The organism is Coprococcus phoceensis, from assembly GCF_900104635.1.
GTDB classification, from domain to species: Bacteria; Bacillota; Clostridia; order Lachnospirales; family Lachnospiraceae; genus Faecalimonas; species Faecalimonas phoceensis.
This window is the reverse complement of sequence record NZ_FNWC01000007.1, coordinates 2,250,159-2,262,810: the sequence shown is the minus strand read 5'-3', so window position 1 is coordinate 2,262,810 and position 12,652 is coordinate 2,250,159. Positions and strand designations below refer to the sequence as shown.

Sequence of the window (12,652 nt, the reverse complement as noted above, 5' to 3'; positions counted from 1 at the left end):
TCCTTCGATCTTATTCGTTGTCGATGCTTTCCATGATGTTTGGAATATTGCAAGCCTGGTTTCCGCATTCTTCGATTCTGTCAAGATCTAAGTCTCCAGCGAATACCTGGTCTTCTTTTCCAAGAGCACCCGGAATGATTGAGAATGTATTTGAAATACCGTCTTGTGCGTGTCTGAATGGAATCTTAGCAACAGAAGCAAGTGATGCTAAAGCACCGTGAGTATCACGTCCGTGCATTGGGTTAGCACCTGGAGCTAAAGGCTCTCCCATTTTTCTACCATCTGGTGTATTACCAGTTTTCTTACCATATACTACGTTAGAAGTAATTGTTAAGATAGAAGTTGTTGGCACACCTTGGCGGTATGTATGGTGTTTTCTTACTTTGTCCATGAATGAACGAACGATTTCAACTGCGATTTCGTCAACACGATCGTCGTTGTTACCGTATTTAGGGAATTCACCTTCTACTTTGTAGTCTACAACTAGTCCGTCTTCATCTCTTACTGGTGTTACTTTTGCGTATTTGATAGCGCTTAATGAGTCAGCTACAACAGAAAGTCCTGCAATACCTGTTGCGAAGTAACGTTTTACTTCTCTGTCATGAAGAGCCATCTGAAGTTTTTCGTAGCTGTATTTGTCATGCATGTAGTGGATGATGTTCAATGTATTTACATAAAGTCCTGCTAACCATTCCATCATGTCATCGAATTTTTCCATTACATCATCGTAATTAAGCACATCGCCTTCAACCGGACGGTATTTTGGTCCAACTTGAACTTTCAGTTTCTCGTCAACACCACCGTTGATTGCGTATAATAAACATTTTGCAAGGTTTGCACGAGCTCCGAAGAACTGCATCTCTTTACCAACTTTCATAGAAGATACACAGCAAGCAATTGCGTAGTCATCTCCGTGAGTCTGACGCATTAAATCATCATTTTCATATTGGATAGAAGATGATTTAATTGACATCTTAGCACAGTATTCTTTGAATGCTTTTGGTAAACGTGTTGACCAAAGTACTGTTAAGTTTGGTTCTGGAGCTGTACCTAAGTTATCTAATGTGTGAAGGTAACGGAAAGATGTCTTTGTAACAAGCGGACGTCCGTCAACACCAACACCACCGATAGACTCTGTTACCCATGTTGGGTCACCTGAGAATAATGCATTGTACTCTGGTGTACGAGCAAATTTAACAAGACGTAACTTCATGATGAAGTGGTCAATGTATTCCTGAGCCTGTTCTTCTGTGATCAATCCTCTGTCTAAGTCACGCTGGATATAGATATCAAGGAATGTAGAAGTACGTCCAAGACTCATTGCAGCACCGTTTTGCTCTTTAACAGCTGCAAGGTATCCAAAGTATAACCACTGGATAGCTTCTTTTGCGTTAGCAGCTGGTTTAGAAATGTCATATCCGTAGATCTGACCTAATTTTGCTAAATCTCCAAGTGCACGGATCTGTTCTGATAATTCTTCACGAAGACGGATATTTTCACCAGTCATTCTTACTAAAGAAGTAGCAAGCTGTTGTTTTTTGTCTTCGATCAACCAGTCTGTTCCGTATAATGCAACACGACGGTAGTCACCGATGATACGTCCACGTCCGTAAGCATCCGGAAGACCTGTGATGATAGCTGATTTTCTGGCTAATCTCATCTCTGGTGTGTAAGCATCAAATACACCCTGATTATGTGTCTTTCTATATTCAGTAAAGATTTTTACAACTTCAGGATCTACTTCGTATCCATTTTCATGGCATGCATTCTGAGCCATACGGATACCACCAAATGGCTGAAGAGAACGTTTGAAAGGTTTATCTGTCTGGAAACCAACGATCTGCTCTAAGTCTTTGTCTAAGTATCCCGGTCCGTGAGAAGTAATAGTAGATACGATCTTTGTATCCATATCTAATACTCCGCCAGCTTCACGCTCTTGTTTAGAAAGGTCCATAACCTGAGCCCAAAGTTTTGTAGTAGCTTCTGTAGGTCCTGCTAAGAAAGAGTCATCTCCTTCATATGGAGTGTAGTTCTCCTGAATAAAGTTGCGGACATTTACAGATGTACGGTTCCAACGTCCTGGTTTGAACCCGTCCCAATTAGAATTCCAATTTTTTTCCATTGGTAAAATCCTCCTGTTAGATATAATTTATTAAATAAAAAATGAATAGTATTTCAATCGAGCTTATTATAACATTAGATAATAATTTAACGCAAGGCATATATTGTACAAAAACGGATACAGTATACAATTTTTGATAAAAATTTATCAAAATATTGGGTTATGCAGAAAAATTTAAGAAATAATTTATCCCATTTTTGAAGATTTTGGTGTATAGTGATAAAGGATAAAATTAAGAATTGACTTAGGAGAACTATAAATATGAAGAAAAGATGGAAAATAATCGCAGTGATTCTTTGTATTACTTTAATGGGAACTGCGTGCTCAAAAAAAACAATAAACGACGGGGAAGAGCAGCAGACAACAGTGGATAAGACCGGGAAGGAAGAGAATGAGAATCAGAGTAAACTTGATGTGCTCCGCCCAATTGCATATTCCAATGTTGAGAATCTGAATTTAGAACCGGGATCATATATTTCTATTATAGGAAGAAACAGCAATGACAGTTATTGGAATGAAGTGAAAGAGGGAGCGGAAAGAGCAGTTGCGGACATCAATTCTATGCTTGGGTATAAAGGGGATGACAAAGTACGTCTGAATTACAGTGGGCCAAGCGAGAGCGACGATGTGGATGAACAGGTTAATATTTTGGATGAAGAGCTTGCCAGATACCCGGTTGCGGTTGGAATTTCAGTAGTAGATGCGACAGCATGCGAGGTACAATTTGATCTTGCGGCAGAAAATGATATTCCGATTGTTGCATTTGATTCGGGAAGTGAGTATCAGGGAGTGGTAGCGACATGTTCTACGAACAACCAAGAGGCTGCAAAGACGGCAGCGTCAAAACTTGCTTCTATTATGGATGAAAATGGGGAAGTGGCATTGATCATGCCGGATTCTCAGGCTATGAATACACAGGAAAGAGAAAAAGGGTTCCAGGATGAGATTGCAGCATCGTATCCGAATGTGCAGATCGTAGATGTGTATTACATGGATCAGTTAGAGGAGAAGGCAAAGGCAATTGCAGAAGAAAAGAATGCAGCTAAAGCAGAAGGAGAAGAAGAGATTCAGGCGGAATCACTGACACAGGAAGATGTTATAAAATATATTTTAGAGCAGCATCCGAATTTGAAAGGGATTTGTGCGATGAATCTGAGCGCGACAAAACTGGTGACAGATGTGTTGACTGAGGTGGATCGGGATGATCTGAGTGTGGTTGGATTTGATGGTGGAAACGATCAGATGAAGCTGTTAAAAGAAGGAAAGGTGAATGGGCTGATTGTACAGAATCCGTATGGAATGGGATATGCGACTGTTGTTGCAGCGGTAAGAGATGTGTTGGGGCTTGGCAATGAAGCGGTGATCGACAGTGGATATACATGGGTGACAAAAGATAATATGGATAAGAACGCAATAAAAAGGATGCTTTATTAAGGCATCCTTTTTTGTAATGAAAACGTAAATTCTGTCCCGACACCTTCCGTGCTCACAACGTTGATATTTTGTTTGTGAGCCTGAATGATTTCTTTTACAATGGAAAGCCCAAGTCCAGTTCCTTTTTTATCTTTTCCGCGGGATAAGTCTGTCTTGTAGAAACGTTCCCAAATTTTATTGAGACTTTTTTTCGGGATTCCAATTCCGTGATCCTTGACTGAAACAAATACTTTTTCATTGTGTTCGGTTGTCTCTATTATGATTTCAGAATCATTTGGACTGAATTTGATAGCGTTATCCAAAAGGTTGTATAAAACCTGTTGGATTTTTCGTTTGTCAGCTGAGACATTAAGTACTTTGGTGGCAAAGAGTAATTTGATAGAGATTCTCTTGCCAGTGCAGGTTCCTTCAAAAGTTGCAGCTGTATTTTTGATGACTTCATGGATGTCAAATGATGTTTTGTCCAAAAGCATATTCTTTGTATCAAATTGATTGAGTGTCAGAAGATCCTGAGTCAGATCGGTCAGACGCTCGGTTTCAAATAAAATAATCTTAAAATATTTGTCCTGCATTTCTACAGGAATGGTTCCATCTGCCATCGCTTCCAAGTACCCTTTGATAGAGGTGAGCGGAGAACGAAAGTCATGGGATACGTTTGCAATAAATTTTTTCTGATAGTCGTCCATATCTTTCAATTGTGTGGACATATAATTTAACGAAGCGGACAAATATCCAATCTCATCCTGTGTAGTGACTGGTATCTCATACTCCAGATTGCCGGAGGCATATTGCTTCGCCGCCTCTGTGATTTGCCGAAGAGGGCGATAGACGAAGAATTGAAATGCCGCCAAAATGGAAAATGACAGAAGATAGATGACAAAAGCAGTAATATACACCGGTAATAAAAGTGTCTTACATTCTTCATCCAAGTGGGAAACAGGCTTATGGATGAGTAAGTATCCCTTCACAAAATAGCTGTTTGTCACTGGTGTGATGATTGTGATCATATCTTCGTCAAAATAACCGTGATAATCACTGATCTGATAGGTACTGCTTCCGTTTTCCGCCGGATTAAACTCTTTGATCTTCTCAGGAGCAGAAGGTTGTCCGGATAAAATAGAAGACGTGATCAGTGTTCCGTCGGATTCCACGAACCACAAGTTTGCAGAAGTGTACTCCTGCATTCCATTCAGCTGCGCATGGATATCCGAAAGAGAGATGTCCTCCGAAAAATATCTTGGCAGATATTCGGAAGAGATCATAGTAGCATCTGTGTAAAGCTTTTTGGCGGTTGTGTTTTCCAAACGATACGAAAGCATCTGAGGTGCAATCGCAGATACGGAAAATAAAACCAAAAATCCAAAGGCAATGTAGACAATAAAAAATTTTAAATGCAATGTGCTTCGCATATTATTTTACCTCAAATTTATAACCGATTCCCCAGACGGTGGCAAGCCCCCAGGTGTCATGGTTCTTGATTTTTTCACGAATTCGCTTAATATGAACATCAACAGTACGGGTATCTCCGATGTATTCATATCCCCAGATCTGATCTAAAAGCTGTTCTCTTGTAAACACCTGATTTGGAGAAGATGCCAGAAAATATAATAGTTCCAATTCCTTTGGAGGCATCTCCACCTGTATATTGTCAACTACGACAGAGTAATTTGTCAGATTGATTGTAATTCCAGGATATGAGACACATTTTCCTTTATCATCTGAAGCAGAATCAGATTTTCCAGGCTGATATCTTCGAAGAACTGCTTTTACCCGTGCAATCAGTTCTTTTGCGTCAAACGGTTTGATGATATAATCATCTGCTCCCAGTTCTAATCCAAGTACCTTGTCAAATACTTCTCCTTTGGCAGAGAGCATGATAATCGGAGTGTTGGATCTGGAGCGAATATCCCGACAGACCTGATAGCCGTCAATTCCCGGAAGCATTAAATCTAATAGAATCAGATTCGGAGCATAGGTATCGAATGCAGACAGTGCATCTTCGCCATCATGTACCATCATTGTATCAAAGCATTCTTTTGTAAGATACAGTGAAATCAACTCTGCAATATTTTCATCATCATCAACGATCAATATTTTTTGTTTTGTTACCATTGGCTTTCTCCTTTAAATTTGTGAGTGAACATCTACTTGAATTCTACGATTGTAACACCGGCATCTCCTTCACCAAAAGCGCCGAGACGGTAGGATTTCACATGTTTTTGGCGTTTCAGGTAGCTGTGGATTCCGTTGCGAAGCGCTCCGGTTCCCTTTCCATGGACGATACGAACAGGACTCACATGTGCAATGTATGCATCATCCAGATATTTATCCAGTTCGGCGATAGCCTCATCCACAGTCTTTCCAAGGAGATTGATCTCCGGGCTTACTGCAAGCGATTTGCTCATCTTCATCTTGCCGGTGGAGGTACGTCGCATCTGTTTGGCTGTGATGGTCATCGGTTCCTCGATGATCTCTAAATCCGAAATGTTCACTTGCGAACGAAGGATTCCCATCTGTACAAAAAGATTTCCTTTGGCGTCTGGGAGGGAGCTTACCGTTCCGGTCAGATTCATGCTGAGAACTTTCACGGACTCCCCTAATCTGAAATCGCTTGGTTTGTGCTGTTTCTTTGGTTTTTTCTTTTCCAATGTCATGCCGGATTGTGTCTTTGCCATTTTTTTTCGTAAACGTTCCCGTTCTCGTTCCATATCGGCTGCAGAGATATTTTCTTTTCCGAATTTTCGGAACTGCTTCATCGTCTCATCGGCAACTTCTTTTGCTTCACGCAGGATGGCATTGGCTTTTTCGTTTGCTTCTTTTATAATACGTTCTTTTTGTTCGGTTAATTTCTCCTGTTTGGCATCAAGACTATGTTTTAGCTTTTCAATCTCGCGTTTGTAAGAGGCAATCTCAGCCTGCTCCTTTTCGATTGTGCGCCGGCTTGTCTCTAAATCGGCAAGTAAGTCTTCAAAAGATTCGTCTTGTTCAGACAGATGACTTTTCGCACTTTCAATAATGTAATCTGGAAGTCCAAGCTTGCTGGAAATGGCAAACGCATTACTTTTTCCCGGAATACCAATCAATAAATGGTAAGTCGGACGCAGCGTCTCTACATCAAATTCACAGCAGGCATTTTCGACACCTTTAGTGGAAAGTGCAAATACTTTTAACTCACTGTAGTGCGTTGTTGCCATTGTTCGGATTCCTCTTTCATGCAAATAAGAAAGGATTGCAATTGCAAGTGCGGCTCCTTCTGTTGGATCGGTTCCTGCACCGAGTTCATCAAAAAGTACAAGAGAACGGTCGTCCACATCCTGCAGGAAAGATACGATATTCGTCATGTGTGAAGAGAATGTACTGAGACTCTGCTCAATACTCTGCTCATCCCCGATATCGGCGTATACATTTTCGAATACAGAAAGCTTGGAGCGGTCAAGTGCAGGAATATGCAAACCTGCCTGCCCCATCAATGTGAATAATCCGACTGTTTTTAAGGAAACAGTCTTACCGCCCGTGTTCGGCCCGGTTACGATGAGGAGGTCAAATTCCTTGCCGAGCATAATCGTAATCGGTACGACTTTTTTCTTGCCCAAGAGTGGATGGCGCCCTTCGCGGATATGAATATATCCGTCTGTATTAAAAATTGGACGGCTTGCATTCATCGAAAGTGCCAGAGCACCTTTTGCAAAAATAAAATCCAGTTCTCCGAGAATTATGTAATTGCTGCGAAGTTCTTCGATGTATTCTGCAGCATCCACACTGAGTCTTGCCAGAATAATCTGAATTTCCTCCTGTTCCTTTCCGTAAAGTTCTTTTAAGTCATTGTTAAGTTTTACGACATCCATCGGTTCAATAAAAAGTGTGGAACCGGTAGAAGACTGATCGTGAATCATTCCGCTTACCTGACTGCGGTATTCCGCTTTCACCGGCAGGCAGTAACGGTCGCCCCGCATTGTAATGATTGGATCTTGTAAATAGGAACGAAGAGAACCATTGACAAGGGAGGTCAACGTGGAATGTACCTTATCGTTGATCATTCCGATACTTCTGCGGATATGTTTTAAATTGCTGCTTGCATCATCACTGATCTCATCTTCTTCGATAATGCATCTTCGTATCTCGGTTGTAAGTGGAGTAAGCGGAGTTAACTGCTCGAAATAGCTGTCGAGGCAGTCGGCAAGTTCGTCCACGGTATCATGACGTCCGTAAGATTTGGCACGCCCCGCAGTCTCTGCTAATTTGCAGATGCGAAGAAGTTCTGCGCTGCTAAGAGCGGCGCCGATCTCAAGGCGTTTCATAGAGTCTTCCACGGAGTAACATCCACTAAAAGAAGGCCGTCCTTTTTTCACGATTCGTGTAAATGCGGCGGCAGTCTGTTCTTCTGCTGTATTGATTTCTTCTAAGTCAGTCATAGGCAACAAAGTCTTGCAGCGTCTTTTTCCGCTGTCTGAAGATGCCTGATCTGCCAAAAGATTGATTATTTTGTCATATTCTAATTTTAATAATGTTTTTTGATTCATTTTTCTCACCCTGAGTATATTTTAACCTATTTGAGTTGCAAAGGAAAGAAGAAATATTGTATACTATAAAAAGGATTAGAAATAAGGAGAAATGAGTATGTCTATGGAAACGGATCACGGACCAGATCAGGAGCCGGAGAAATATTCTTTTTTACAAGAAAAAATCAAGGATGAAGCATTTAGCAGGAAAAAGGTGTTATATAAGATATCTTGGTTGGTTGGAAAAGGACTTCTCTTTGGAGTTGCTGCCAGCATTGGTTTTTTTGCGTTAAAACCATGGGCAGAATCAACATTTCAAAAGAATCCAGATAAGATAGAAATTCCGAAAGATGAAGATACCCAGAATACGCCATCAGAAGATACCCAGACAACGCAGGAAGAATTTACGATCGAAAAGTACAAAGAATTGAATTCACTTCTTACGCAGACCGCTCTGGAAGCGAAAAAGAGCGTTGTGGAAGTGAGTGCGGTTCATGAAAATGGAAATTTACTTGAGGAAGATAGGGGCGCTGATCATAAAGTATCGGGAGTGATTGTTGCAGATAACGGACAGGAGCTCCTCATATTGACAGAGATGGATGCGCTGTCAGATGTATCAGAATTGCAAGTGAAATTTGTAGATAATACAACGTGTACGGCGACAGTGAAAAAGAAGGATGCAAATATTGGCATGGCGATTGTCGGAGTGGACAGGAGTCTGATAAAAGATACAACATGGGACAGAATCAAGGTCGCCGAACTTGGAAATTCCAATGTGCTGAGTCAGGGGAAAACGGTAATCGCACTTGGCAATCCGTTTGGATATAGTGATGGAATGGGAATTGGAATCGCAAGTTCCGTTCAGGAAAGCGTTATGCTTGCGGACGGAGAATACAAAGTGATTGTGACAGATATGCCCAAATCAGCAGAAAGCAGCGGAATATTGTTTAATATTGATGGCGCCGTTGTCGGAATTATTGCACCAGATTTGGGGGCAGACACAGGTGTGCTGTCTGCGTATGGAATTTCGTCGATCAAGAGCGAGATTGAACTGATGTCGAATGCGAAAGAAGTTCCGTATATCGGAATAGTTGGCACGATGATTACAGAGGATATCGCGACAGCTCAGAATATTCCGGAAGGATTTTGCGTGACAGAGGTGGAGGCGGACTCACCGGCAATGAAAGCGGGAATCCAGAATGGAGATATTATCACTCATATAGATAAAAAGAAAATAGAGTCTGTCATTGGGTATCACAGTACCATGATCACACAGGATGTGGGCACGGAAGTTACGCTGACAGGGCAGCGCCGAGGTGCTGAAGAATATGTGGAGATTCATTTTACTGTTACAATCGGAATAAAAGAATAGAAAGAGGAAAGATATGAGATTTATTAATACATTACATGAGGGAGAGACAATCAGAGGAATCTATTTGTGCAAGACAAAACGTACAGCGGAGACAAGAAATGGGAAACCATATGATAATCTGCTGCTTCAGGATAAGACAGGAACTTTAGATGGGAAGATTTGGGATCCGAATTCAGGTGGGATCGCTGACTATGATGAGATGGATTTTGTGGAAGTGCTCGGTGAGGTAATCAGTTATAACAATAATTTACAGTTGAACATCAAGCAGCTTCGTAAACCATATGAAGATGAGTACAATCCAGCAGACTATATGCCGACGACGGAAAAAAGCGTAGATGGCATGTATGAAGAACTGTTATCTTATATTGGGAAAGTAGAGAATACATACCTGCATCAATTGCTTGAATATTATTTTGTAAAAGATGAGGCGTTTATCAAACGTTTCAAAAATCACTCGGCAGCAAAGAGCGTGCATCATGGATTTGCAGGCGGACTTTTGGAGCATACGCTGAGCATCCTGAAAATGTGTGAGTATTATGTCAGCGCATACGAGATTTTGAATAAGGATTTATTATATACGGCAGCAATTTTTCACGATATTGGGAAGACAAAAGAGCTGTCAACATTTCCGGAGAATGATTATACAGACGACGGGCAGTTGCTGGGACACATTGTGATCGGTGTTGAGATGATCGGCGAAGGTGTGCGTACGATTGAGGGATTTCCGGAGAAACTTGCGAGCGAGTTGAAACATTGTGTAATTGCACATCATGGCGAACTGGAATACGGTTCTCCGAAAAAACCGGCGCTTGCCGAGGCGGTTGCATTGCACTATGCAGATGCGACAGATGCGAAATTGCAGACATTGACGGAGATCTTTAAAGAAAAAGAAGGAAATAAAGATTGGCTTGGATATAATCGGTTGTTTGAGTCAAATTTAAGACGGAGTAGTATTTAATTTATTTATTTGGGGACGTAGTAAAATTCAATTTTACTACGTCCCCAAATTGAAGTTGAAGGGAGAAAATATGAAGAAAAACGAGCTGATAACGTTGAAAATAGAGGATATTGGAGTAAATGGTGAGGGAATTGGAAAAGTAGATGGCTACACTTTATTTGTCAAAGATGCGTTGATTGGGGACAGGGCTGAAGTGAAGATTACGAAAGCGAAAAAGAACTATGGTTATGCGAGGTTGATGCAGGTGTTGGAGCCGTCTTGTGACCGTGTGGAGGCGAAATGTCCGGTTGCAAGGCAGTGTGGTGGATGCCAGATTCAGGAACTTTCTTATGAAAAGCAATTGGAGTTCAAGGAAAAGAAGGTGCGTGGCAATCTGGAGCGAATTGGAGGATTTGCACCAGAAGAATTAGATGAGGTGATGGAGCCAATTTGCGGAATGGAAGAGCCGTTCTATTATCGTAACAAGGCGCAGTTTCCGTTTGGAACAGACAAACAAGGGCATATTGTGACAGGATTCTATGCAGGACGGACCCATCAGATTATTCCAAACACAGAGTGTGCTCTTGGCGTAAAACAGAACAGAGAAATTTTGGAAATGATTGTGGATTTCATGAACATACATCACATTACAACATATGACGAGACTACCGGAGAAGGACTTCTTCGCCATGTGCTGATCCGCTATGGATTTCGGACTGGGGAAATCATGGTCTGCCTCATCATAAATGGGGATAACTTCCCAAAATCAGAAAAATTGGTGGATAATTTGCGTGAGATTCCGGGCATGACAAGTATCACATTAAATGTGAACCGCGAGCGCACGAATGTGATTCTTGGGCGGGAGATAAAGGTGCTTTGGGGACAGGCGTATATTACCGATTACATCGGCAATGTAAAATACCAGATTTCGCCGCTTTCATTTTATCAGGTCAACCCGGTACAGACAGAAAATTTATATGGACAGGCTTTGGAGTACGCAGGACTTCACGGAAATGAGACTGTCTGGGATTTATATTGTGGAATCGGCACGATTTCCCTCTTCCTCGCACAGAAAGCAAAACAGGTGTATGGCGTGGAGATTATCCCGCAGGCAATAGAGGATGCAAAAAGAAATGCAGCGTTGAATGGTATTGAAAACGCGCAATTTTTTGTAGGGAAATCAGAAGAAGTGCTTCCGCAGTATTATGAAAACTATGTAAAAGAGCATGGTGGTGAGAAGGCTTATGCAGATGTGATTGTTGTGGATCCACCGCGAAAAGGATGCGACGAGACGCTGCTTGAGACGATGATACAGATGCAGCCTGAACGGATCGTGTATGTGAGCTGCGATTCAGCGACATTGGCAAGAGATCTGAAGTATCTGTGTGAGAATGGGTATGAGCTGAAGAGAGTCAGGGCGGTGGATATGTTTGCGAATACGGTACACGTCGAGACGGTTGTTCTTTTGTCCCAACAAAAACCAGATGACACGATAGAGATCGACTTAGACCTGGACGAGCTGGATGCCACCAGTGCCGAGTTGAAAGCAACCTATCAGGAAATCAAAGATTATGTGCTGAAAGAATTTGGCTTGAAGGTTTCAAGTTTATATATTTCTCAGGTAAAACGCAAATGTGGAATTGAAGTGGGAGAAAACTATAATCTTCCAAAATCAGAAAATGCAAGAGTTCCACAATGCCCGAAAGAGAAAGAAGATGCTATCAAGGCTGCCCTGAAATATTTTGCGATGATCTAAGGACATCGCTGATTTCAAGGAGGAATAACACATGAAAAGCACATTTGAAAAAATGGGTGGAACCTACACACTTGGCGCAGACGGAATTTACTATCCGAATCTTGTCAGTACAGATGAAGAACCGCATTATGGAAAATATGGAATGCTACGGAGAACATATCTGAAAGAGCATCGTCCGGTAATGTATTCACTGTATATGTTGGAAGACAGACTGACAGAACATCTGAATACTGTGGACGATGAAGCACAGGAGAGAATGGATATTCTGGTGTGTCAGATGATGGAGAGGCAGGGCATTACGGAAGAATTGAAAGCTTGTGACCAGATGGAATGGGTCAGAGCGGTAAATAATATCCGGAATGCTGCAGAAGAGATTGTGTTGAAAGAATTAGTGTATATTTAAAGCGTGGAAAGCTCCTTCGGGAGCTTTTTGCTGTTTATAAGATAAATTCTGTCGGAGATTTTGACTTAATGATTTGATTTATAAAACTGGCAATGATACAATTAGCGTAATTTGTAAGAAAGCAGAGAA

The 12,652-nt window shown here is 41.5% G+C and carries 9 protein-coding genes; 5 read left to right on the top strand and 4 right to left on the bottom strand.

What is annotated here, in order from left to right; translation table 11 throughout:
- Positions 1-10 precede the first annotated feature (10 nt).
- On the bottom strand, positions 11-2,122 hold the full coding sequence (gene pflB, locus BQ5364_RS14405; RefSeq protein ID WP_071144519.1) for a formate C-acetyltransferase: 2,112 nt from the start codon (positions 2,120-2,122) through the stop codon (positions 11-13).
- Positions 2,123-2,383: 261 nt separating this feature from the next.
- Here pflB and BQ5364_RS14400 point away from each other — a divergent pair, with 261 nt between their 5' ends.
- On the top strand, positions 2,384-3,556 hold the full coding sequence (locus tag BQ5364_RS14400; RefSeq protein ID WP_071144518.1) for a substrate-binding domain-containing protein: 1,173 nt from the start codon (positions 2,384-2,386) through the stop codon (positions 3,554-3,556).
- Here the strand turns inward: BQ5364_RS14400 and BQ5364_RS14395 are convergent.
- The 3 genes from BQ5364_RS14395 to BQ5364_RS14385 are packed head-to-tail and all read right to left on the bottom strand — an operon-like array spanning position 3,553 to position 8,076.
- Positions 3,553-4,965, bottom strand: coding sequence for a sensor histidine kinase (locus tag BQ5364_RS14395; protein ID WP_004612812.1), 1,413 nt, complete (start codon positions 4,963-4,965; stop codon positions 3,553-3,555). The genes BQ5364_RS14400 and BQ5364_RS14395 overlap by 4 nt on opposite strands.
- Position 4,966: 1 nt before the next feature.
- On the bottom strand, positions 4,967-5,668 hold the full coding sequence (locus tag BQ5364_RS14390) for a response regulator (RefSeq protein ID WP_004612811.1): 702 nt from the start codon (positions 5,666-5,668) through the stop codon (positions 4,967-4,969).
- Positions 5,669-5,700: 32 nt separating this feature from the next.
- Complete coding sequence (locus BQ5364_RS14385) at positions 5,701-8,076, bottom strand: endonuclease MutS2 (RefSeq protein ID WP_071144517.1); 2,376 nt, start codon at positions 8,074-8,076, stop codon at positions 5,701-5,703.
- A gap of 97 nt (positions 8,077-8,173) precedes the next feature.
- Here BQ5364_RS14385 and BQ5364_RS14380 point away from each other — a divergent pair, with 97 nt between their 5' ends.
- From BQ5364_RS14380 to BQ5364_RS14365, 4 genes are all read left to right on the top strand, one after another.
- A complete protein-coding gene (locus tag BQ5364_RS14380) occupies positions 8,174-9,427 on the top strand; it encodes a S1C family serine protease (protein WP_071144516.1) in 1,254 nt (417 codons plus the stop codon).
- 13 nt (positions 9,428-9,440) lie between these two features.
- Positions 9,441-10,385, top strand: a complete 945-nt coding sequence (locus tag BQ5364_RS14375) for a 3'-5' exoribonuclease YhaM family protein (RefSeq protein WP_004612808.1) — start codon at positions 9,441-9,443, stop codon at positions 10,383-10,385.
- Between the two features lie 70 nt (positions 10,386-10,455).
- Entirely contained in the window at positions 10,456-12,120 is a 1,665-nt protein-coding gene (gene rlmD / locus BQ5364_RS14370) for a 23S rRNA (uracil(1939)-C(5))-methyltransferase RlmD (RefSeq protein ID WP_071144515.1), read from the top strand.
- A 31-nt stretch (positions 12,121-12,151) separates the two neighbouring features.
- Positions 12,152-12,523, top strand: a complete 372-nt coding sequence (locus BQ5364_RS14365; protein WP_071144514.1) for a TnpV protein — start codon at positions 12,152-12,154, stop codon at positions 12,521-12,523.
- Positions 12,524-12,652 lie beyond the last annotated feature (129 nt).